Raw genomic sequence first — 22,684 nt, forward strand, 5'->3', positions numbered from 1 at the left:
CCTCTTTTATTTTAATAATTTAATACTAATGTTTTTACTATTACTGGCAATACACTCCCATTTCCTAGCGGTTTACCTAAATCTATGTAATCCCCATCTGCAAGTTTAATCCCGTCTATACAAATAATTTCAGTATTTTTTGGATATTTAAGCACTAATCCTTGCCCTAACACTTTACCTATATCATGTTCAACTACTATTATTATTTTTTTTAGATTTGATAGAGCAAGATGTAATTTTTCATATAGATTTAAAATCTCATAATATTTCATATTCCTTTTTCCTGTTAACCCTATTGCAATTACTTGATCATCACCATTAATCTTAAACCACTCTATTTTCTTAGAAAGTTTTTTTGCAAATTCATCTTTCTCCAAAAGTTCATCTGAAGACGTAAGTTTAATTACTGGTATATTTTTAAATGGAAATGAATTAGTTGTATAAGTTATAGTGCTACCTGAAATTTCTGTAGTATGGGACCCTGCACCTATTACTGTTGCTCCGATAGTTTCTCCCGCTTTTATTGTTTTTATATTTTCGTCCTTTAAAATTTTCTTGATTTCTTCTCCAAGAATTACACCAACATCTTTATAAATAAACTTATTTTCCACAGGGTCTCTATAAATATAATCCGCTACTCCTCCTGAAAAACTTACATATTCAGAAATAACAGAACTTGATGAATCTTTATACGTTATTAATTTTTTATACTCGGCACTTTTTTTTTTAAAATTAAGAGTTTGTAAGAACATATAAGCTAAATATCTACATAAAATTTTTAACTCTTCTAAACTTGCTTTAGAGCCAACTTTTAAGCTTTTTAAGCCTAATTTTTCTATTAAATCCAAATACTTTTCATATATATAATTAATTTCTAATTGTTCATCTTTAAAAGTAATTAAATGGCCTCCAATATCTAAACATGTAGTATCTATTATCTCTCCTTTATCAAACAAAGAAATATTTGTTGTCCCACCTCCAATATCAAAATGATAAATTGTTGTATTATTTTTTTCTGAAAATTCCATTGCCCCAGAACCTTTTCCTGCAATAACACTTTCTAAATCTGGTCCTGCGGTTGCAACTACAAAATCTCCAGCTAATCCACTTAATGCATTTAGAACTTCTCTTGCATTTTCTTTTCTTGCAGTTTCACCTGTTATAATAACAGCTCCAGTTTCTACAGAATTTATATTTACACCACTTGTTTTATATTCAGATTTTATAATTTTTTTTATACTTTCTGCATCAATTACTCTTTGATTTAATAGCGGAGTAAGATAAATTTTACTTCTGTAAAAAACTTCTTTCCCGACTATTTTTATTTGTGGAACTCTTGCTCCTGAAGCCATGTTTTCTAAAATAATTTTTGTAAACACTAATTGGGTTGTAGAAGTTCCTATATCTATTCCAACACTAATTATCTCTTCTTTCATCCCTTCTCCTTTGGTAATAAAAAAAGCCAAAATAACATAGTTATCCTATGTTACTTTGGCTTCATTGCCTTATAAATACACACCTTTGTGCACCATAATATTATATATTTTTAAATTCAAATTCTACAGTAGTCCCTTTTCCAATTTTACTTTTAACATTAAAAGTTCCTTTTAATTTATCTTTCACAATTTTTTCAACTATCATCATTCCTAGGTTCTTATCTTTTCTTTCATTAACATTCATTCCGACCCCATTGTCAGATACGCTAATTTTGAAACAAAATTGTGTTTTTTCAGCATTAATTGTTATATCCCCTTTTTCTCTTCCTACAAAAGCATGATCTACTGCGTTTTGCAATATTTCATTCATAACCAAAGCTATTGCTGTAGAAGTTTCTGAGTTCGTATAAAAATCACTTCCAATAACATTAAACCTTATTTTATTTATTTTGTCAATAGATGTATTTGAAAAATTTTTGTACACTAATTTTAATATTTTTTTTATATTCAAATCATTAAACCCATTTTCGGACAATATTTCATGTGTTATAGCAATGCTTAAAATTCTATTTATTGTCTCATCTAATATTTTTTTTACTTCTTCATTCTCTACTCTTCTTTTCTGTATCCTCAATAAACTAGCTATTGTTTGTAAATTATTTTTTACTCTATGATGAATTTCTTTTATCGCTACTGACCTTAACATTAATTCTTTTTGATCATTTTTTTCTTTTGTAATATCTTGTACAATCATTATCACATTTGTCTCTTTTTCTTCAAATTCTGTTAAAAAATAAGAAACAGCTAATGATATTCCTGATATCGTTATTTCTTTTATTTTTTTAGTTTCAACCTCTTCTAATATTTTAGAAAATTTAGATTTTGTTAAAGTTATATTTTCATAATTTCTTCCAAATATATTGTGATATATTCCTAATTTTGAATAAATTAATTTTGCAACTTTATTTGAATAAACTACATCTCCATTTCTATTAAAAACTACTACTCCATCTTTAACAAATTCTGGAATTTTAGTTCTTGAAACACTTATTTCTTTAATCAAGTTGTTAGTTGTTTTATTTAATAAATCCGAGTTTAGCTTTTTTTCACCATGATCTTTATATTCAACTATTATAACTGCTATAGTCTGATTGTCGTTATTTTTAATAGGGATGACATTTTGAGTGACATCTTCCTCTTCTTGAGTTATAGCTTTATAATTTTTTGAAGGCAGTCCTGTTAAAAAACTTCTAAAAACAGCTGGTTCTTTTGTAGAAATAGCAGTTTCGCCTGATACATTCCTAGTATAAAGGCTATTTTGAGGAGGTTTTGCATGATAAACAACTATTGCTTTTTCTTTATCTTTTGTAGCACAGTTTATAAAGACATCAGTTCCTAAAATATTACTCAACATTGAAACAGTTTCCTTTAAACTCAATATTTTTTCTATATCTTCCTGTATTAATGTTCCAGATATTTTACAGTAAGTAGTTATCATTAAATTCACCTGTCATTAAAATTATTTTTGATAAGCTTAACATACTTACTCTTTTAGCCATACTTATTTCTCGTAGAAGTTTATATGCTTCATCTTCAGAAACTTTTTTAGATTCCATAATTATTCCTTTAGCTTTTTCTATTATTTTTCTACCAACTAATGTTTCTTTAATTTCTTCGACTTCTTTCTTTAAAGATTTTGTATTTCTATGATTATTATAAATTAATTTTAAATGAGATAAAAAAGTTTTTTCTTCAACAGGTTTTAATAAATATCCCATAACGTTATTTTCGGTAGCTTTATTTATATATTCTTCTATGTTATACGCAGTTAACAATACCGTACATCCTTCGAAATGCTCGTTAGACAATATTTTACTGACTTGAAGTCCTGTGATTATAGGCATTTTAATATCGAGTAATGCTATATCTGGATTTTTTTCTTTACATTCAGTTATAGCTTCTATACCATCACTAGCTTCACCTACAACATCATATCCAGCTTCTGTTAATATTTCTGATATATCCATTCTAGTAAGCGGGTCATCTTCTGCTATTACAACTCTAATCTTCATTTCCCCCCCTTTATATAACTATTTAAAGTTTCTATTTTACAGTTTTTCCCAATCTCAATAATTTCTTCAACTCCTGCAAGTTCTAAAAAATTTCTAGCTATTTTTGTATCTTTATTTAAATCTACTTTAGTTATTATTCCTATAACTTTTTTATTTAAAAACATTGATGAAAAATTAGGTGGAAAAACGCTAACTTCATCTAAACTTGATTGAACTAATCCTACAATTTGAGTATCTATAGCTATAACATTTAAAGCTTTATAATAGTGTCTATTTTCAATATATTCTCCAGGAGTATCTATTATTTCACCAATATAATCTACCATTTGAGTTTTTTTATACTCTAATTTTTCTTTATTGAGCCTTTGGGTTAAAGTAGTTTTTCCTACTCCTGTTTTTCCAACCAACATTAATTTCATAAGCTAAGACCTCGTCACTTTGGCAATTGAAAATTTTAAAGTTTCTTCTAAAAAAGAGATTACACTCTCTAAAGACGTTTCAACACTAGAGATGTCACCACTTATAACAACTGTTCCGCTAAATCTATCTAAAAATCCTATTTGGACATCACCATTTTTTGTAGCTATATCTGCTGCAATAATGGATGCTTCCCCAGGTGTTATTGTTAAGATACCTATCGCTCCATCATTATCTCCTACAAGACCTAACTTTTTATAAATTTCATTGTTTGGATGTGCTATTAAATGGGCTAAAGTAACCTGTTTCCCTGGGACATACTCCTGTATAACTCTTTTTTTTTCATCCATGATTATACTCCTTCATTTTAATTTTATAATTTTATTTTATTTCTTATTTGTAATTTTATAACATTAAATTGTTTTATTAACAACTTTATCTGAATATACCTTAATCTAAAAAAAAAGTCAAATAACATAATATTTTTTAAGTTTATTTATTTTAATTTTATAATTCGAATATTAACAATAACAAATTTATATTTTTACTATAACATGTAATTTTATTTTATAATTTAACCATATTAAAATCCTTAAAATACTCTTTTTATTTTACCTTTTTTACCAAATTCAATTAATAACTAAACTTAAATGTATATATTTATTTAAGTTTAAACCCTTTTTAATACTGACAATCTAATACAACCAAATAAAAAAAGAGATTAAGATAATTAAATATATTTAATCAGTAATTTTATTAGTTAGATAATTTTTTTATTTGTAATTTTATAATGGGCTAATAAATTAATATAGCTCCATCTTAAACTTAAGCAAAAAATAATCTATAATTATATCAGAAAATAAATTTAGGAGGATATTGCGACAACAAGGAAGATCACTGGGGAATTTAAATTTAAAATTACTTCAAAAAAAATTTACTAGGTGCTGAAGTGAATGTACTTCCTAATCAAATAACTAGAGGAGTAAAAGAGATGAAATAATGAAAGAATATGACATTTTAAAGAAAAAGAAAGAGCAATTGAACCATCTATAGGGAATAATAAAGAAAACCTCTATAAGCCTTATTTTAAAAGGTTTATAAAGGTTTTCTTTTATATACTATACTAAAAACGTACTATTTTTATTTCTATAATCTATTGCAAGTTTTGTGTAAATTCTAAAAATCAATGTAAAATAAATCAATGTAATGCCCTGTAGATCAATAAAATCAATGTATTTAGAGATGATTGATTACTAAAGATTATTGAAAAATCTATTCCCACTCTGTAATTTTAATCTTTTTTGTACTCTCAACCTCTATTTTTAATACTTTATATCTCACTATTCTCACCAAAATCAAATTTTAATTTATGTTCTTAAAAATATTAGTACGTTTTTAGTACTTTATTTTAATATGATTAACTACTATGATAAGCTCGACCGACTCCAGTAGGTGACATAAATAAAATAGAGTTTTAGAGCAGAGCCTAAGTTTTTCTTTTTTTTATTTAACTAAGCATACATTTTTCCTTAAGGACTACCTACGCAGATCGATCCAGATAACCTTGATTCTATTTTATATTCCTCTGGTATTCCAGCTCTTCATAGAATTAGGATGAAATTTATTAATTGAGTCTGCTAGGCCTAAGAATACTCGAGTAGTAATTATTACTACTTCTATAGAATCAACCTATTTTTTTTAGGAGATATTAATATAGAGTTAAATACTAATGGGATTACATATTTTAATTCTATTGCTTCTCTTCAAATTCTAGCTGAGTTAGTCTAACTAAAGTTAGTAAAAATTCAAAAGATTCTGAGAAAAAAAGATTAGAAACTATCGATCATTTATTGGAACTTAAAAATAATTTTTGATATTTATAAAGTCTCTAGAATAAATATTTAATCTAAATAAAAAAATTGAAAATTTGAAATTATTAAAGAGTAATGATATTATTAGTAATATATTAAATATAATTATAAAGTAGAGGGACCCTATATGATAATTCAAAAAAGTAAAAGAATGAGAGAACTAGTATATGATCAATTAAAGGAATTGATCATAGATGGTACATTACAACCAGGAAGTCGAATTATAGAAACTGATTATGCTGAAAAATTTCAAATAAGCAGAACACCTATAAGAGAAGCTATTAGAATGTTAGAATTAGAAGGTTTTGTAGAATCTCAATCAAAAGGTGGAGTCACTGTAACTGGTATTAACAAACTAGACATAGATGAAATCTATAAGATAAGAATTGCGTTAGAAGAAATAATTCTCAAAGAAGTTATACTTCGAGCTAATTCTGATGATATTCAAAAATTAGATAATCTCATGATAGAAACTAAAGACCTTTTAGATGATAAAAATAGAATAGATGATGTATTTGGCCTTTTTTCATCATTTAATGATATCCTCTATGAAATAGCCAAATTAAATAGAGTTACAGAGATGATTAAAAATTTAAATCTTTATATGAAAAGGTTTAGAAGAATGGCTATAGACAGTGGGAAAAGAAAAGAAATTGCATTTGAAGATCACAAAGCTATTGTAAAATCTATAAAAGAAAAAGATATTATAAAAACTTTAAAACTTAATAAAGTTCACTTAGAAAGATCTAGAGATTTTATTATTAATAACCTTTAAAATAAAAAAAGCTATAATATGTAACCGCTTAATTTTAAGCCAGCATTTTATAGCTTTTTTTTATACACAATTATAATAAAATTAAAACAATAAGGTTGAAAACAAAACAAAAATTTGACAACTTTTCTTTTCTTGAGTATAATTATCTCAAATCTAGAATTCTGTATACAATATACAGTTATTTTAAAAAGATTAAATATCATATCGATGTTTAAATTAAGTTTTAAACCGTAATACCAGATTCAAAACATATTAGAATCTGTGTTAACTCTAAAAATTTCAGATAAAACTTTATTCAATCTGAAATTGGGAGTAAATAATGGAATTTAAATTTAGATTTAAATGTAATTATTTAGGAGGAACAAATGGAAAAAACGATCAGTATTAAAAATGAGAAAAAAGGGTTTAAAGTTTTTGGGATGCCAATTCAATTATTTATGTTTCCGTTAATCGCCGTTTTATTAGTACATTTTACAGATTCATTACCTACAGGTATTGTTGGTGGCTTTGCTTTTATGTATGTATTTGGAATTATTTTTGGAGAAATTGGAGATAGATTGCCCATATGGAAGGAATATATTGGTGGAGCTCCCGTTTTAATATTTTTAGCTGCTGCATTCTTTGTTTATCAAGGCTGGTTTACAGAGAGAGAGATTACTACAGTAACAAATATTATGAAAAAAACAAAATTTTTAAATCTCTATATTGTAGCTTTAATTACAGGGTCAATTTTATCCGTTAATAGAAAACTTTTATTAAAATCATTGGTTGGTTATATTCCAACTATATTAGCAGGATTATTAGGTGCTTCTATCCTAGGAATAATAGGTGGATTTATATTTGGAATTACACCTAAAGAAATTATGATGATGTATGTTTTCCCAACTATGGGTGGAGGAAATGGTGCAGGAGCTATTCCACTATCTGAAATATATGAGTCAGCAACAGGAAACCCTAAAGAAACTTATTATTCTTATGCAATAGCGATATTAACTATAGCTAATATCTGGGCAATACTTGTAGCAGCCGTTTTAAATAAAATAGGAATTAAAAAACCTTCATTGACTGGAAATGGTGAATTAGTTAGAACTGCTATTTTAAATCTTGAAGAAGATGAGGAAGTAACAGTAACAGCAAGAGATATGGCAGCAGGATTAATCATCGGCTTAGCATCTTATACATTGGGATATTTTTTATATAAAAATGTATATAATGGAATCCATTACTACGCTTATATGGTATTAATTATCGCTGCTCTAAATGGATTAGATGTAGTTCCTTTATCTTTAAAGCAAGGATCTAAAAAAATGCAACAATTTTTCTCTAAACAATTTACATGGATTTTAATGGTAGGAGTAGGAATAGCTTATACTGATTTAGGTGAAATAATTTCTGCAATCACACCAACTAACGTTATAATTGCTCTTCTTATTGTAGTAGGAGCTGTAATAGGATCTGGAATAGCAGGTTATGCAGTAGGATTTTATCCAATCGAAGCTTCAATTACAGCAGGACTTTGTATGGCAAATAGAGGGGGATCGGGAGATATAGAAGTTCTTGGAGCTTCTCAAAGAATGAATTTAATCTCTTATGCTCAGATTTCATCTAGATTAGGTGGAGGAATTGTACTTATTATAGCCAGTATTATGTTTAAAATATTAACAAGTTAATTATATTTAAATAGTTAAATGGAAGCCAAGATTTTTTCTTGGCTTTTATTTATTAAAAAAGAAAGTTTTTTAGATGAAACGTATTATTATCAAACAATATATAGTTAAAAAAACATTGACAAAGTGAGATTAAAAGAATATAATTAATCGAAATAAATACTGTATACAATATACAGTATTGAGGAGGAAATAATTTGAAAAGGTTAAAGATTACAGAAACAGCACTGAGAGATGGTCATCAATCTCTAATCGCAACCAGACTTACAACAGATGAAATACTTCCAATCCTTGAAAAAATGGATCATGTTGGGTATCATTCTCTAGAAGTGTGGGGTGGGGCAACATTTGATGCTTGTATAAGATTTCTTGATGAAGATCCTTGGGAAAGACTTAGAGAGATAAGAAAGAGAGTTAAGAATACAAAATTACAGATGCTTCTAAGAGGTCAGAACTTACTTGGATACAGACACTATGGAGACGATGTAGTTGAAAAATTTGTAGAAAAAACTATTGAAAATGGAATTGATATTTTGAGGATATTTGATGCTTTAAATGATTATCGAAATATTAAAACTGCTGTATATGCAACAAAAAAATATGGAGGACACTGTCAAGTGTGTATGGCATATACAACAAGTGAGATCCATACTATAGATTATTATGTCGAGAAAGCTAAAGAAATCGAAGTTATGAAAGCTGACTCTATATGCATAAAAGACATGGCTGGAATTCTACTACCAGAAGTTGCCTATGAGTTGATCACAAAAATAAAAAAAGTAACATCAATACCTATTGAACTTCATACACATTGTACATCAGGGATAGCATCGATGTTATATATGAAAGCTATAGAGGCTGGAGTAGATATTATAGATACTGGTATCTCAGCATTTTCTGGTGGAACAGCTCAACCATGTACCGAAGTATTTGCAGAAGTTTACAAAGGCCATGAAAGAGATCCTAAATTAAATTTAGATCTTCTATCTGAAATAGCTGACTATTTTAAACCGATCAAAGAAAAATATAGAGCAGAAGGAATTTTAAATCCAAAGGTAATGGATGTTGAACCTAAAACTATTAAATACCAAGTGCCCGGTGGTATGTTATCGAATCTTTTATCCCAGCTTGAAGGGCAAGGAGCTGCTGATAAATATGAGGCGGTATTAAATGAAATTCCTAGAGTAAGAAAAGATTTAGGATTCCCGCCTTTAGTTACTCCACTATCACAGATGGTAGGAACGCAGTCAGTTTTTAATGTATTAACAGGATCTAGATATAAGGTCGTTCCAAAAGAAATAAAAGATTATGTTTTAGGAATGTATGGTCAGGCTCCTGCAGAGTTAGATGAAGAAATAAAAAAAATAATCATTAAAGATGAAGAACCAATCACTCATAGACCAGCAGATGATATAGAGCCAGAATTTAAAAAACTTACAATGGAAATTGGCGAACTAGCAAAATCAGAGGAAGATATACTCATGTATGCACTCTTTCCTGAAAATGCTAGAAAATTTTTAGAAAAAAAAGGTAAACCTCAAGTAGAAGAGATAGAGGAATACCAAATTAACATAATAGTTTAAGGTGGTGAAAGAATTGATATTTCAAGCACAAATGACCTTTACACAGGGTTTACAGCTGACGGCAATAGCTATGATAATAGTATTTACTCTATTATTTATCATATCTTTAATTTTGGGATTATTTAAATATATCCCCCAAGAAAAAAAAGTACCTCAGAAAAAAAAATCAACAACAGCTCCAGTATTAGCAGCAGGTGTAAATTGGAATGAATTAGAATCTGATGAAGATATGATGATCGCATCCCTTGTCGCATCTATGGAAGCAGCAAAGGGAAGAAAAGAAACTAACTATAAAATAACTAGAATAACGAAACTATAAACGGAGGGTTATTGAGAAATGAAAAAAATATATAAAATAAAAGTTAACGGGAAAGCATATGAAGTAGAATTACAGGAGATAAGTTCAGTACAGGGTGAAATAAAAGCAGAAACAGTAGGAGAGCCAACACCAGTATCTATAGCAACAGGGGGAGAAAGTGTAACTGCTCCAATGCCAGGAATCATTGTAGATATAAAAGTAAAAAAAGGTGATAGTGTTGCCAAAGGTCAGCTTGTAGCAGTTCTTGAAGCTATGAAGATGGAAACGGAAATTTTTGCATCGAATGCCGGAACTATAATAGCAGTTAATATGGAAAAAGGTGCACAAGTTAATTTAGGAGATGTAATAGTATCTTTAGGATAGGAGGGAGAAAATGCTAGAAATTATAACACAATTTATAGGAAGTACAGGACTTTCTCTTTTGAATATACAGCAAATGATAATGATGATGATTGCATGTGTATTTTTATACCTTGCAATAAAAAAAGGATACGAACCTTATTTATTGATCCCCATAGCATTTGGAATGTTAATGGTTAACTTACCCGGTTCTGCCTTAATGGATGAAGGAGGATTATTTTATTATCTATACAAGGGTACAAAATTAGGTATCTACCCCCCATTAATCTTTTTATGTGTCGGAGCAGGAACAGATTTTGGTCCACTCATAGCTAATCCTAAAAGTTTATTATTAGGAGCAGCAGCACAATTTGGTATATTCTTTGCCTTTTTAGGAGCAATTTACCTTGGGTTTTTAGGACCAGAAGCAGCATCTATAGGAATTATAGGTGGAGCAGATGGGCCAACAGCAATATATTTAACTTCAAAATTAGCACCTAAATTATTAGGGCCAATTGCCTTAGCAGCATATTCATATATGGCATTGGTTCCTATTATTCAACCACCAATCATTAGAGCTCTTACCACAAAGGAAGAAAGAGAAGTAAAGATGGAACAGGCAAGACACGTAAGTAAAAATGAAAAAATAATATTTCCTATAGTTGTAACTATTTTAGTTGTATTATTACTTCCGAGTTCTGCTCCATTAGTAGGAATGTTAATGTTTGGAAATTTAATTAAAGAATCAGGAGTAGTTCCTAAATTAACAGATGTTGCTTCTAATACTCTAATGTATCTTATTACAATTGTATTAGGTTTAACTGTTGGAGCTACAGCTAATGCTGAGAATTTTTTAAATCCTCAGACATTAAAAATAATAGCTTTAGGACTTATTGCTTTTGCAATAGGAACAGCAAGTGGAGTAATCTTTGGAAAAATCATGTATAAATTATCAGGAGGAAAAATAAATCCTATGATAGGTGCAGCAGGAGTATCAGCAGTACCTATGGCTGCAAGGGTAGTTCAAAAAGTAGGCCAAGAAGAAAACCCTCAAAATTTCTTGTTGATGCATGCAATGGGTCCAAATGTAGCAGGAGTAATCGGTTCAGCAGTAGCAGCTGGAATATTGCTCAATGTATTTAATTAATATTAATAAAGGAGATATAAAATGATAGGAATTTGTGGAAATGAAAAGGCATCTGATGCAGTTGTTACTGTTAATTTAGATTCTAAAGGAAGAAAAATTGAAATAAAATCTAAACTTAAAAAAATGTTTGGTTCTCTTATGGAAAAAGCTGTTATAGAAATTTTGGATGAATTAAAAATCGAAAATATTGATGTTAAAGTCGAAGATTTTGGAGCTTTAGATTTCATAATAAAAGCCAGAACAAAAACTGCAATTAGAAGAACTAAAAATGCTGGAGGTATAAATTAATGAAAAAATTAAGAAGAACTATGTTATTTGCACCAGCAAGTAATCCAAAATTGCTTTTCAATACATCCATTTATAAACCAGATTGTATTCTATTTGATTTAGAGGATGCTGTGAAGTATGATGAAAAAGATGCTGCTAGAGATCTATTAGTAGAAGCTTTAAAAGCAGTTGATTTTGGAAAATGTGAAATATTTGTAAGGATAAACCCACTTAGAACTCCCTTTGGAAGCAAAGCTCCCTTTGGAGAATTAGATGTAAGAGCATTAGTCCCAGCAGGTCTTACGAGAATGAGACTTCCTATGTGTGAAAAGCCAGAACATATAGAGGAATTAGATCAATTATTAAATGAATTAGAAAAGGAAAATGATATCGAAGCAGGAACGATAAAAATTCAAGCGTCTTTAGAAACTCCTTTAGGTGTTATGAATGCTTTAGCTATCGCACAATCTTCTGATAGAGTTGTATCTATTTCATTTGGTGCAGAAGATTTTACAAGAACTCTTGGAACAGATAGAACTAAATCAGCGACAGAATTATTCTATGCAAGATCACAAGTATCTATGGCTGCATCAATAGCTAAAGTTGATGCAATTGACACTGTTTGGTCAGATGTAGCTGATATAGAAGGGTTTAAAAATGAAGTTGAATCCGCTAAAAATTTAGGATTTGCAGGAAAATCTTGTATTCACCCATCTCAACTAAAAATCGTTCATAATATATTTACGCCATCTATGGAAGAGGTTAATAAATCCCTTGAAATAGTTGCAGCAGCTAAATCAGCTAATATCGAATCAGGAGGAGTTATAACTGTAAATGGTAAAATGGTAGATATTCCTGTAATTGCTAAGGCAGAAAGAATTGTAAACCTTGCTAAAGGTGCAGGATTGATTAAATAATTTGGAGGGTAAAATGAAAAAAGAAAATTTTATTAATAAAGCTGGAAGAGAACTTCCTAATTATATAGAAGGTTATGGAGATGTTAAAGGATATGAGGGCCCTTTTGCAATTAGTCCAACAGGAAAAAAATATGCTCCTCAAAAATCTGGATCTAAGCCAGGATCAAAAAAAGTTCTTTCTGACTTAAAAGAAGCTATTCAAAATTCAGATCTTAAAGATGGGATGACAATATCTTTTCACCATCATCTAAGGAATGGAGATTATGTCTTAAATATGGTTATGAATGAAATTGCAGATATGGGAATTAAAGATATAACTATCTGTGCTTCATCTCTTACAAAAGCACACGAACCATTGATAGAGCATATTAAAAATAAAGTAGTAACAGGTCTTGAAACTTCAGGCTTAAGAGGAGATATAGCAAAAGAAATAGCTAAAAATAATATCTTAGGAAAACCGGTTATTTTTAGAACTCACGGAGGAAGAGCAAGAGCAATTGAAGCTGGAGATGTTAAGATCGATATAGCTTTTGTAGCAGCTCCAACATGTGATACTATGGGAAATATGAATGGTAAAGATGGAAAATCTGCTTTTGGTGTAATGGGATACCCTATGGTAGACGTTCAATACGCTGAAAAAGTAGTTGCAATAACCGATAATTTAGTTCCATTTCCTTTAGTAGATATTTCAATTTCTATGTCAAATGTAGACTATGTAGTAGTAGTAGATTCTATTGGAGATCCAGAGAAGATAGCAACAGGAGCAACAAGAGTTACTAAAAATCCAACTGATCTTTTAATCGCTGAAGAAGCTGCAAAAGTTTTAGTTGCTTCAGGTTTAGTTAAAGATGGATTTGCATTCCAAGCCGGATCTGGAGGAGCTTCATTAGCTGTTTGTAAATTTTTAAGAGAATATATGGAGAACAACAAAATAAAAGGATCATTTGCAGCTGGAGGAATCACAGCTTATTTAGTTGAGTTATTAGAAGCAGGATTATTCAACGCTTTATTAGATGTTCAAACTTTTGATGGAGCAGCAGCTTCATCTGTAGATAGAAATAAAAATCATATAGAGATGTCTGCATCAACTTATGCTAATCCTCATAACAAAGGATGTTCAGCCCACCAATTAGATATGATGATTTTATCAGCAACTGAGATTGATACAAACTTTAACATTAATTCAATTACTGGTTCAACAGGAATGATTATGGGAGCTCTTGGTGGAGCACCAGATACAGCAGCAGGTGCTGACTTAACATTAGTTGTAGCTCCTACAATGAGAAAAAGAATTCCTATTATTTTGGATAAAGTAACTAATGTTGCTACTCCAGGCGAGACAATAGACGTTTTAGTAACTGAAAGAGGGATCTGTGTAAATCCTAGAAGAACTGATTTAATAGAAAAAATGAATCTTGCAGGAATAGAACTTAAAACAATTGAAGATCTAAAAAATGAAGTAGAAAAACTTACAGGAAAACCAGAAAGAGCATCTTATGAAGATACAATAGTAGGTATTGTAGAATATAGAGATGGAACTGTATTAGATGTAATAAGACAAGTAAAAATGTAAGTAAAAGGAGGCGTCTTGCCTCCTTTTGTCTAATATACATTTATTAAAAAAATCAATGTTATAATATTATTATTTTTTACTTAGGAGTGATCAAGTGAATCAGTTAATTTTAAGTCTATATTTTTTTATAGTTATTTTTATAGGATATAGTTCTTATAAAAAGATAAGAGGATCCAGAGACTATTTTGTAGCTGGAAAAGAAGCTGGCGTTAGAGAAATAGCCGGAAGCCTTTTAGCTACAGTCCTTGGAAGTTCAGCAATTATTGGAAGTATTAATTTTTCCTATATCAATGGATGGGCTGGATCTTGGTTTATGCTCTGTGCTGCTCTAGGTCTTTTAGGTCTCTTACCTTTGATAGATAAATTAAATAAATACAAAAGCTATAACCTTCCAGAACTAATGGGAGAATTTTATGGAAATGAAGTAAAAACTCTTTCTTCTACTATTATTCCCATTGCATGGATAGGTATAGTTGCAGCCCAGATAATGGGATCAGCTAAGATAGTCTCTATTTTCGTGGATATGAATTATTCTACTGCTGTAATTATAAGTGGATTAGTATTTATTGCCTATACATTTTTGGGGGGACAGTTATCCATTATAAAAACAGATTTTATTCAATTTCTTTTTATAATTGCTGGAGTTATTCTTTGTTTTGCCTATACCTTAAAAGGTGGAGGAAATATGAAGGGAATAGGAATGATCAATGAAAATTTTAATTCTTTAGACCTTTTTATCATGATCCTTACTTATTCATCCACTTTTTTAGTGGGACCGGATATATATTCTAGAATATTTTGTGCCAAAGACGAGAAGACAGCTAAACAAGCTATCAAATTATCCATTATAATCTTAATTCCATTGGGGTTTATCTTAGCAGGGATAGGAGTTTATGTAAGTTCAAATTACGGTGTTGATGTAGTCAAGGGATCGGTGTTGATGTTTTTAGCAGACAAAGTATTGCCCCAGCCAATAGTAATTTTACTTTATTTTGGGCTATTATCGGCAGTTATCTCTTCCGCTGACACAACCTTACTAACTGCCTCTTCTACCTTTGCCCAGATCTTTATAAAAGATCTGAGAGATGAGAATGCTATTAGATTAACCCGGGTATTTATTCTTATTTTCGGTTTATTTTCTATATTGGTGGCACTACAGTTTACCTTTATATTGCCTACACTATTACTTGCTTTAGCGGTCTATTCAGGGGCTTTTATAGTTCCGTGTTTGTCAGGAATTTTAGGATATAGATGTGAAAAAAAATATGCTCTATCAGGTATTTTAGTTGGGGGAGGTCTGGCTCTCTATGGTAAATTAATGGGAGGGAGTACAGGAAATATAATTATCATCTCTTCTTTTCTTATTAATTTGATTATATTAATAATCCCAAAATTAAAAAAAAGCATAGATGCAAATAGTTAATAAGGAAAAAAATCATTTAAATTAACTATAAAATAAAAATAAAGGAGAAACATATGAATAAAATTAATATTAGAAGTTTTATCGATAGAGAAATAACTTTCGAAGAAGCCTTAGCTCTTACTGAAGTCAAAGGTTTTCAGCTTATAGAATTATTTGCAGTTGCTAACGAAATAAGAGAAAAATATTGTGGAAATAAAGTTCATACTTGCACTATTTCAAATGCAAAATCTGGTAAATGTGAAGAAAATTGTAAATTCTGTGCTCAATCAGCTCATTACAATACCAACGTAACTACTTATGATCTAAAAACCAAAGAAAATCTTTTAGAAGAATATATAAAAGCTGAAAAATTAGGCAGTTCAAAATTTGGACTTGTAACTTCTGGCAGGAGCATAAAAAAAGGCACTAAAGATTATTCTGATATTAAGAAATTTTTAGTAGATGCAAAATCTAAGAAAAAAAATGTAGATTTATGTTGTTCTATCGGTCTTCTTAGTAAAGATGAACTTTTAGAACTTAAAGAATCAGGAGTGACGAGATTTCATAGCAACCTTCAAACTTCTATAGAGGGATATGAGAGTATTGTGGCTACAACTCATAAAATAGATGATCGAATTGAGACTATAAAAGCTGCCAAAGGAATTGGTCTAGAGGTTTGTAGTGGAGGGATAATCGGTATGGGTGAATCTTGGAAAGATAGAATTGATATGGCCTATACTCTAAAAAAATTAGGAGTTGATGGTATCCCTATAAATATTCTTAATCCAATCTCTGGAACCCCTCATGGGGAAAGAGAACATCTTTCTATGGATGAAATTTTAAAAACTATTGCTATCTACAGGGTTATATTCAGAGATAAAGTAATAAAAATAGGAGCTGGAAGAGAGAGCATATTAAAAGATTTTACAGGAATGGCTTTTTTAAGTGGCGCTAACGGAATGCTTGTTGGGGGTTACCTGACGACAAAAGGAAGAAACTTCGAAGAAGATTTTAAACTTATAAACAGTATTCAGAAATTATGGGAGTAAAAATGAATAATTTTTTCCCTATTAGAAAACAAATTGAAACGACGAAAATTTTGAAACAATTAAATAAATCAAGCAGGGCTTTAGCAGAATTAAAAGTTTATTTTGAATTGATTCCTAACAAAGATATCTTAATAAACTCTTTAGTTCTCCAAGAAGCAAAAATTAGCTTAGAAATAGAAAATGTAGTAACCACTTATGATAATCTTTATAAATCTATTGTTATTCCTAAAAATATAGGTGGAGATATCAAACAAATTATTAATTATAGAAAAACTCTTTTGAAAGGAGTTAGTTTGATTCAATCAAGTAGCTGCATAGAAGCTAAGACTATATTGCAAATACAGGAGATGCTGGAAGATGGTAAGAGCGGAATTAGAAAGATAAAAGGAAAAATTTTGAGAAGTAAAAGCAATGGAGATATAGTATATGTTCCTTCTAAAGAAATTTTTTTTATCCAAGATCTATTGAAAAATATAGAAAATTACTATAATAAACAAACAGAAATAGACTCGTTAATCAAATTAGCTGTTTCTTATGCCCAATTTGAAGGATTTTGCATATTTCATAAAGGGAATGGAACTAGTGGTCGTATTTTAAATGTATTGTATCTTCTGAAAGAAAATCTTCTAAGTTCTCCTATACTTTGCTTGAGCTCATATATTATTAAAAATAAAGAAAATTATTATGATTTCTTAAATAAAATAACTAAAGAAAATAAGTGGGAAGAATGGATTATCTATATATTAAAAGGTATAGAATTTTCCTCTAAAAAAACTTTAGAAGTTGCTAAAAAAATAAAAAATTTGATGGATAAAACAACAATTGAAGTTAAAAAAAAATTACCAAAAATTTATAGTGAAGAACTTATAGAATTTATATTTGCTGAAGTCTATACAAAGGGATCTAACTTGGTAAAAAAAGGATTTGCAAACAGAAAAACTGTTTCAAAATATTTAAAATCTATGGAAGAAATAAATATTTTAAAAAGGGAAAAAATAGGAAGAGAAATAGTTTATATAAATATAAATCTTTTTAACTTATTAAAAAGTACATAAAAAAGATAGATTTTTCCCTTCCAAGAGTTTGAAAATTTATTATAAGAAAACAGAATATAAACTTATAGAGGAGGAGTATTCCCTCTTTGATAAGTAGAGTAGCTAGGGAGAGGTATTGAATGAATTTTGATAAGAAGTTTGACAGGTATGAAGAGAATGCTCATATTCAAAAAGTAGTAGCAAGGGAATTAATAAATTTAGTCCCTGAAAAAAAATATAATACTATTTTTGAAATCGGTGCGGGAACAGGCATCTTGACCAGAAATATAATAAAAAAAATAGAATGCAAGGGTCTAACAGTAAATGATAAATATTTTGAAAGTGAGAAATATATAAAAGATCTCCCTTCTGTAGAATTTATAGGAGGGGATATTGAAAAATTAAATATTAAAAAAAGTGATTTAATTATCTCCAGTTCGGTATTTCAATGGATAGAGGATAAAGATAAATTATTTGAAAAAATATCTACTACTTCAGATACTCTGGTATTTTCCATCTATATAAAGGAAAATTTAATGGAAATTTCAGATCATTTTGGGATCTCATTGAAATATTTGGATATGAAAGAATTAAAAACACTTCTAACTCTGTATTTTAAAAATGTTGTGGGATATAATAAGGAATTTAAGTTAGCTTTTGATACTCCTATGGAGGGATTGAAACATCTTAAAAATACAGGGGTAACAGGTATAGGACAAACCAATAGCCAAAAGATAAAAAGTTACTTATCAAAAGAATTAACCTATAAGGTTGGATATTTTATCTGTGAAAAATAATATGAGGGACTGTTATAAATTTTGTGTAAATTTTAAAAATCAATGTAAAATTTCTATAAAATGGTGAGATGTAATTTCTTTAATTACCACTTCTCTTTTTTTTTAGTTTTTAAGTTTTAATAGCGCATTTAATTAATTCTTTGAGAACTTTAGAACTTTTAATTTGATCTAAATTTTCATAAATAAATTATGTAAAATAGATTAATTTAATAGGTTATTTAAAAATATAATCTATAAATTTAACATAATAATGATTATAAAGATTTAACTTTTCAACTCATAGGGTATAATAAAGAAAACCTCTATAAGCCTTATTTTAAAAGGTTTATAAAGGTTTTCTTTTATATACTATACTAAAAACGTACTATTTTTATTTTTATGATCTATTGCAAGTTTTGTGTAAATTCTAAAAATCAATGTAAAACAAATCAAAGCAATGCCCTCTAGACCAATAAAATCAATGTATCTAGGATAATTGCTTACCATAGATTATTGAAAAATCTACTCCCACTCAATAGTTGCAGGTGGTTTAGAAGATATATCGTAAGTTAATCTGTTGATTCCCTTAACTTCATTTATGATTCTATTAGATACTCTTCCTAAGAATTCGTATGGAAGGTGTGACCATGTAGCAGTCATAAAGTCTATTGTATCAGCAGATCTTAATACCGCTGTATATTCATAGGTTCTTTCGTCTCCCATTACTCCTACAGATTTTACAGGTAATAATACTACGAAAGCCTGACTTACTTCTTGATATAAGTTAGCTGCTCTTAATTCTGAGATAAAGATATCGTCTGCTTCTCTTAATATATCAGCTTTTTCTTTATCTACAGCTCCTATGATTCTGATTCCTAATCCAGGTCCTGGGAATGGATGTCTGTCGATCATATGATCTGGGATACCTAATTCTCTTCCAACCTTTCTTACTTCATCTTTGAATAATTCTCTAAGTGGCTCTAATAATTTAAAATCCATCTCTTCTGGTAATCCACCTACGTTATGGTGAGATTTGATTGTAGCAGATGGTCCCTTTACAGATTGAGATTCAATAACGTCTGGGTAGATAGTACCTTGAGCTAAGAATTCTGCATCCTTCATCTTTTGTTTTTGCTCATCGAAGATTTCGATAAATTCATGTCCAATTATCTTTCTTTTAGTTTCAGGGTCTGAAACATCCTTTAATTTATTTAAGAATCTGTCCTCTGCTTCTACACACTCTATATTCATATGGTAGTGTTCCCCATAAGTTTTCATTACTTTCTCAGCCTCATTTTTTCTCATAAGACCTGTATCTACGAAGAAGCAACTAAGTTGATCTCCAATAGCTTTATGAATAAGTACTGCAGCTACCGATGAATCTACCCCACCAGATAGAGCTAAGATTACTTTCTTATCTCCTACAGTTTCCTTTATGTTTTTTACTGTTTCTTCAATGTAGTTCCCCATTGACCAGTTTTTTTCACACTTACATACTTCTAATACGAAGTTTCCTAACATCTTAGTTCCTTCAGCTGAATGAGTTACTTCAGGATGAAATTGAACATTATAGATATTTTTTTCTGCATTATATAGTGTAGCTGTAGAAGAATCTGTATGAGCTAATTTTTCAAATCCTGGAGCTATTTTTGTAACATGATCTCCATGTGACATCCATACTTCAGTCTCTTTTGATACCCCTTTAAAGAAAGGATTTTCTGTTCCATCAATCATTACTTTTGCTTTTCCAAACTCTTGCTTATCTGCTCTAGCTACTTCTCCACCTAATAAGTGTTGAGTAAGCTGCATCCCGTAACAGATTCCAAGGATAGGTATATCTAAATCAAACATTGCTTTATCTATTGTAGGAGCTCCCTCTAAATAAACAGATGCAGGTCCTCCAGATAGGATAATTCCCTTTGGGTTTCTAGCTTTTATTTTCTCTAAATCTTCGAAATAAGGAACGACCTCGGCATAAACACCCATTTCCCTTACTCTTCTTGCAATCAATTGGTTATATTGAGAACCAAAATCTAAAATAACTATACTATTCTGTTTCATTTTCATCCTCCTATAATAAAAAAAACTCCATATAAATAAGCTCTCTGTACCTACAGTGAACCTATCCAAATGGAGTCTATACTTTTAGAGCTTAGACTTTGGGTTAGAATTCACTCATAGATACTAATTTAAGGTTAGTCGTAGATACATCGGACCGTATTTCCGATTTATATGAGTTATATTAATAATAAATTTTAAAGAATATTACCACGTATTTTCACAGTTGTCAACATATTAGAATAATTTAATTTTTCTATTATTTAAAGGTGAAACTATCTTTCTATCCCGTCCCTTGCCATAACTCCGCAGTTATAATAATGTTTGATCTCTTTCATCTCTGTAACCAGATCTGCCGCTTCTATAACTTCCTTAGGAGCATACCTCCCGGTTAATACCAATTCAGTCTCCTTTGGCTTGATCTTCATCAGATATAAGACCTCATCTTTGGTTATCAGATTAAAATATGTAGATACACAGATCTCATCTAATACAACCAAATCATATTTTTTACTCAGTAAGATTTCTTCTACTTTTTTATACCCTGCCTTTGCTTTAGCTAGATCCAAATCTGTCACATGTTCAGGTGATATGACACAGTTTTCCGTCCCAAACCTTTCTATTGTTACCCCTAATTTTTCCAGAGTATTCAGTTCACCGTATCTCTGTCCCTTCATAAACTGCCCCATGTAAACTCTTAGATCATTTCCCAAGGCTCTTATCATGAGTCCTATACTTGCGGTTGTTTTTCCCTTTCCGTTACCAGTGTATACCTGTATATACCCCTTCATCTTTACCTTCTCCCTCTAAAGATTCTATTATCTCCTCAACAATTTCATTTGAAGGCAGCCCTGAACTCTGAAGAGCATCCTCTAAACTTACATTTTTAGAAAATGTACAGGAACTGCACTTTAATCCGAATTTTTCAAATATTTTAGTAACAAAGGGGTACTTTGTAAAAAGGTCTTGAATATTCATCTTTAAAAATAAATCTTTTTCCATCATAACTATATCCCTCCAAAACATTTTGAATTTCTAAGTATTTATCTTAAAGAAAAACTGACCTTTAGATCAGCTTTTCTTTAGTACTATTATATTTATTAACCTTCTACTTTTTTTACAATCTCAGATATCACAGTGTTTAATGATTCGTATGCAGCTCCTGCTTTTTTAGAAAAGATATACGGTTTCCCCTGATCTCCTGTTTCCACCATCTCCGGAGTTAATGGTATCTTCCCTAAGAAGTCTATATTCATATCTTTGGATACCTTTTCCCCTCCTCCACTTTTAAAAATATCTATCCTTTCATCGCAATGGGGACATACAAATCCACTCATATTTTCTACTATCCCCAAAACCGGCATATTTACCAGTTTAGAAAATTTTATAGACTTTCTGGAGTCCAAAATAGCAACATCCTGAGGAGTTGTAACTATAACACTTCCATCTACCGTTCCCAAAGTCTGAGCAACAGTGAGAGATTCATCCCCTGTCCCGGGAGGCAGATCCACTACAAGATAATCTATATTTCCCCAATTTACATCTCCTAAAAGTTGTTTTATCGCTCCTGTTTTTGCAGGTCCTCGCCAGATAATCGGATCATTGGAGTTCCCCAAATAAAAACTTAATGATACTACCTTTAAGTTTTCATTGATTTTTAACGGTTCCCTCAATGAAGGTAACCTCTTTCCCTCTACTCCTAACATAATTGGAATATTGGGCCCGTGCAGATCTGCATCCAAAAGACCAACCTTTTTCCCGGACATTGCGAGACCATAGGCTATATTTGTAGAAAGAGTTGATTTTCCTACTCCCCCCTTCCCGCTCATTACAACTATTTTATGCTTTATTCCTTTGATATTTTCTTGTATCCTAGCATCTTCCTCTTTGATTTTTTTCATTGTTTGTGGATCCATTCTTAAAACATCTCCTTTTTTATTCTTAATTCTATCTTTTAAATACCTTTATAGTTTTGTGCATAT

At 30.0% G+C, this 22,684-nt stretch carries 22 protein-coding genes and 1 riboswitch; of the genes, 13 read left to right on the forward strand and 9 right to left on the reverse strand.

Features of this window, described 5'->3' with window-relative positions; genetic code table 11:
• Positions 1-11: 11 nt before the first annotated feature.
• From eutA to eutS, 5 genes are all read right to left on the reverse strand, one after another.
• A complete protein-coding gene (gene eutA, locus K337_RS0111890) occupies positions 12-1,436 on the reverse strand; it encodes an ethanolamine ammonia-lyase reactivating factor EutA (protein ID WP_028856805.1) in 1,425 nt (474 codons plus the stop codon).
• Positions 1,437-1,536: 100 nt separating this feature from the next.
• A complete protein-coding gene (locus K337_RS0111895) occupies positions 1,537-2,934 on the reverse strand; it encodes a sensor histidine kinase (protein WP_028856806.1) in 1,398 nt (465 codons plus the stop codon).
• Complete coding sequence (locus K337_RS0111900; RefSeq protein WP_028856807.1) at positions 2,915-3,508, reverse strand: ANTAR domain-containing response regulator; 594 nt, start codon at positions 3,506-3,508, stop codon at positions 2,915-2,917. Before K337_RS0111900 ends, K337_RS0111895 begins: the two co-directional genes overlap by 20 nt.
• Positions 3,505-3,927: a EutP/PduV family microcompartment system protein gene (locus K337_RS0111905; RefSeq protein WP_028856808.1), complete on the reverse strand. Its 423-nt coding sequence runs from the start codon at positions 3,925-3,927 to the stop codon at positions 3,505-3,507. Before K337_RS0111905 ends, K337_RS0111900 begins: the two co-directional genes overlap by 4 nt.
• Before the next feature lie 3 nt (positions 3,928-3,930).
• Positions 3,931-4,275 (reverse strand): ethanolamine utilization microcompartment protein EutS, encoded by a 345-nt coding sequence (gene eutS, locus K337_RS0111910; protein WP_028856809.1) that lies wholly within the window; start codon positions 4,273-4,275, stop codon positions 3,931-3,933.
• 1,672 nt (positions 4,276-5,947) lie between these two features.
• Between eutS and K337_RS0111915 the strand changes: the two genes are divergently transcribed.
• From K337_RS0111915 to K337_RS0111975, 13 genes are all read left to right on the forward strand, one after another.
• The gene (locus K337_RS0111915; protein ID WP_245584895.1) at positions 5,948-6,571 is read left to right on the forward strand and encodes a GntR family transcriptional regulator; all 624 of its coding nucleotides are present in this window, start codon (positions 5,948-5,950) and stop codon (positions 6,569-6,571) included.
• A gap of 365 nt (positions 6,572-6,936) precedes the next feature.
• Positions 6,937-8,241: a citrate/sodium symporter CitS gene (citS, locus tag K337_RS0111920; protein ID WP_051251761.1), complete on the forward strand. Its 1,305-nt coding sequence runs from the start codon at positions 6,937-6,939 to the stop codon at positions 8,239-8,241.
• 194 nt (positions 8,242-8,435) lie between these two features.
• On the forward strand, positions 8,436-9,821 hold the full coding sequence (locus tag K337_RS0111925) for an oxaloacetate decarboxylase subunit alpha (protein WP_028856812.1): 1,386 nt from the start codon (positions 8,436-8,438) through the stop codon (positions 9,819-9,821).
• 13 nt (positions 9,822-9,834) lie between these two features.
• Positions 9,835-10,140 (forward strand): OadG family protein, encoded by a 306-nt coding sequence (locus tag K337_RS0111930; protein WP_028856813.1) that lies wholly within the window; start codon positions 9,835-9,837, stop codon positions 10,138-10,140.
• Positions 10,141-10,158: 18 nt separating this feature from the next.
• Positions 10,159-10,503, forward strand: coding sequence for a biotin/lipoyl-containing protein (locus tag K337_RS20395; RefSeq protein WP_028856814.1), 345 nt, complete (start codon positions 10,159-10,161; stop codon positions 10,501-10,503).
• A 10-nt stretch (positions 10,504-10,513) separates the two neighbouring features.
• Complete coding sequence (locus tag K337_RS0111940; RefSeq protein WP_028856815.1) at positions 10,514-11,626, forward strand: sodium ion-translocating decarboxylase subunit beta; 1,113 nt, start codon at positions 10,514-10,516, stop codon at positions 11,624-11,626.
• Positions 11,627-11,647: 21 nt separating this feature from the next.
• Positions 11,648-11,914 carry a citrate lyase acyl carrier protein gene (gene citD / locus K337_RS0111945; protein WP_028856816.1) on the forward strand — a complete coding sequence of 89 codons (267 nt, stop codon included), beginning with the start codon at positions 11,648-11,650 and terminating at the stop codon, positions 11,912-11,914.
• Positions 11,914-12,810: an HpcH/HpaI aldolase/citrate lyase family protein gene (locus K337_RS0111950; RefSeq protein ID WP_028856817.1), complete on the forward strand. Its 897-nt coding sequence runs from the start codon at positions 11,914-11,916 to the stop codon at positions 12,808-12,810. Before citD ends, K337_RS0111950 begins: the two co-directional genes overlap by 1 nt.
• Positions 12,811-12,823: 13 nt before the next feature.
• Positions 12,824-14,383: a citrate lyase subunit alpha gene (gene citF / locus K337_RS0111955; protein WP_028856818.1), complete on the forward strand. Its 1,560-nt coding sequence runs from the start codon at positions 12,824-12,826 to the stop codon at positions 14,381-14,383.
• Positions 14,384-14,477: 94 nt separating this feature from the next.
• Positions 14,478-15,806, forward strand: coding sequence for a sodium:solute symporter family protein (locus K337_RS0111960; RefSeq protein ID WP_028856819.1), 1,329 nt, complete (start codon positions 14,478-14,480; stop codon positions 15,804-15,806).
• Between the two features lie 53 nt (positions 15,807-15,859).
• On the forward strand, positions 15,860-16,834 hold the full coding sequence (bioB, locus tag K337_RS0111965) for a biotin synthase BioB (protein ID WP_037029870.1): 975 nt from the start codon (positions 15,860-15,862) through the stop codon (positions 16,832-16,834).
• A 2-nt stretch (positions 16,835-16,836) separates the two neighbouring features.
• Entirely contained in the window at positions 16,837-17,889 is a 1,053-nt protein-coding gene (locus K337_RS0111970; RefSeq protein WP_245584896.1) for a Fic family protein, read from the forward strand.
• Positions 17,890-18,008: 119 nt separating this feature from the next.
• Positions 18,009-18,665, forward strand: coding sequence for a methyltransferase domain-containing protein (locus K337_RS0111975; RefSeq protein WP_028856822.1), 657 nt, complete (start codon positions 18,009-18,011; stop codon positions 18,663-18,665).
• Positions 18,666-19,166: 501 nt separating this feature from the next.
• Here K337_RS0111975 and guaA read toward each other — a convergent pair.
• The 4 genes from guaA to K337_RS0111995 all read right to left on the reverse strand — a co-directional run bounded on the left by guaA (position 19,167) and on the right by K337_RS0111995 (position 22,618).
• Positions 19,167-20,705, reverse strand: coding sequence for a glutamine-hydrolyzing GMP synthase (gene guaA, locus K337_RS0111980; RefSeq protein WP_028856823.1), 1,539 nt, complete (start codon positions 20,703-20,705; stop codon positions 19,167-19,169).
• A 97-nt stretch (positions 20,706-20,802) separates the two neighbouring features.
• Positions 20,803-20,900: riboswitch (purine riboswitch) on the reverse strand.
• Between the two features lie 77 nt (positions 20,901-20,977).
• On the reverse strand, positions 20,978-21,493 hold the full coding sequence (locus tag K337_RS0111985; protein WP_028856824.1) for a cob(I)yrinic acid a,c-diamide adenosyltransferase: 516 nt from the start codon (positions 21,491-21,493) through the stop codon (positions 20,978-20,980).
• A complete protein-coding gene (locus K337_RS0111990; protein WP_028856825.1) occupies positions 21,462-21,707 on the reverse strand; it encodes a DUF1858 domain-containing protein in 246 nt (81 codons plus the stop codon). The genes K337_RS0111985 and K337_RS0111990 overlap by 32 nt, the downstream gene beginning before the upstream one ends.
• Positions 21,708-21,802: 95 nt before the next feature.
• Positions 21,803-22,618, reverse strand: a complete 816-nt coding sequence (locus K337_RS0111995; RefSeq protein ID WP_245584897.1) for an Mrp/NBP35 family ATP-binding protein — start codon at positions 22,616-22,618, stop codon at positions 21,803-21,805.
• Positions 22,619-22,684 lie beyond the last annotated feature (66 nt).

It is taken from the genome of Psychrilyobacter atlanticus DSM 19335 (assembly GCF_000426625.1).
Taxonomy (GTDB): Bacteria; Fusobacteriota; Fusobacteriia; order Fusobacteriales; family Fusobacteriaceae; genus Psychrilyobacter; species Psychrilyobacter atlanticus.

Bases quoted from the DNA above. Each gene is read 5' to 3' on its own strand.
- eutA (WP_028856805.1), bottom strand. From the start codon at position 1,436: ATGAAAGAAGAGATAATTAGTGTTGGAATAGATATAGGAACTTCTACA.
- K337_RS0111895 (WP_028856806.1), bottom strand. From the start codon at position 2,934: ATGATAACTACTTACTGTAAAATATCTGGAACATTAATACAGGAAGAT.
- K337_RS0111900 (WP_028856807.1), bottom strand. From the start codon at position 3,508: ATGAAGATTAGAGTTGTAATAGCAGAAGATGACCCGCTTACTAGAATG.
- K337_RS0111905 (WP_028856808.1), bottom strand. From the start codon at position 3,927: ATGAAATTAATGTTGGTTGGAAAAACAGGAGTAGGAAAAACTACTTTA.
- eutS (WP_028856809.1), bottom strand. From the start codon at position 4,275: ATGGATGAAAAAAAAAGAGTTATACAGGAGTATGTCCCAGGGAAACAG.
- K337_RS0111915 (WP_245584895.1), top strand. From the start codon at position 5,948: ATGAGAGAACTAGTATATGATCAATTAAAGGAATTGATCATAGATGGT.
- citS (WP_051251761.1), top strand. From the start codon at position 6,937: ATGGAAAAAACGATCAGTATTAAAAATGAGAAAAAAGGGTTTAAAGTT.
- K337_RS20395 (WP_028856814.1), top strand. From the start codon at position 10,159: ATGAAAAAAATATATAAAATAAAAGTTAACGGGAAAGCATATGAAGTA.
- K337_RS0111940 (WP_028856815.1), top strand. From the start codon at position 10,514: ATGCTAGAAATTATAACACAATTTATAGGAAGTACAGGACTTTCTCTT.
- citD (WP_028856816.1), top strand. From the start codon at position 11,648: ATGATAGGAATTTGTGGAAATGAAAAGGCATCTGATGCAGTTGTTACT.
- K337_RS0111950 (WP_028856817.1), top strand. From the start codon at position 11,914: ATGAAAAAATTAAGAAGAACTATGTTATTTGCACCAGCAAGTAATCCA.
- citF (WP_028856818.1), top strand. From the start codon at position 12,824: ATGAAAAAAGAAAATTTTATTAATAAAGCTGGAAGAGAACTTCCTAAT.
- bioB (WP_037029870.1), top strand. From the start codon at position 15,860: ATGAATAAAATTAATATTAGAAGTTTTATCGATAGAGAAATAACTTTC.
- K337_RS0111970 (WP_245584896.1), top strand. From the start codon at position 16,837: ATGAATAATTTTTTCCCTATTAGAAAACAAATTGAAACGACGAAAATT.
- K337_RS0111975 (WP_028856822.1), top strand. From the start codon at position 18,009: ATGAATTTTGATAAGAAGTTTGACAGGTATGAAGAGAATGCTCATATT.
- guaA (WP_028856823.1), bottom strand. From the start codon at position 20,705: ATGAAACAGAATAGTATAGTTATTTTAGATTTTGGTTCTCAATATAAC.
- K337_RS0111985 (WP_028856824.1), bottom strand. From the start codon at position 21,493: ATGAAGGGGTATATACAGGTATACACTGGTAACGGAAAGGGAAAAACA.
- K337_RS0111990 (WP_028856825.1), bottom strand. From the start codon at position 21,707: ATGATGGAAAAAGATTTATTTTTAAAGATGAATATTCAAGACCTTTTT.
- K337_RS0111995 (WP_245584897.1), bottom strand. From the start codon at position 22,618: ATGGATCCACAAACAATGAAAAAAATCAAAGAGGAAGATGCTAGGATA.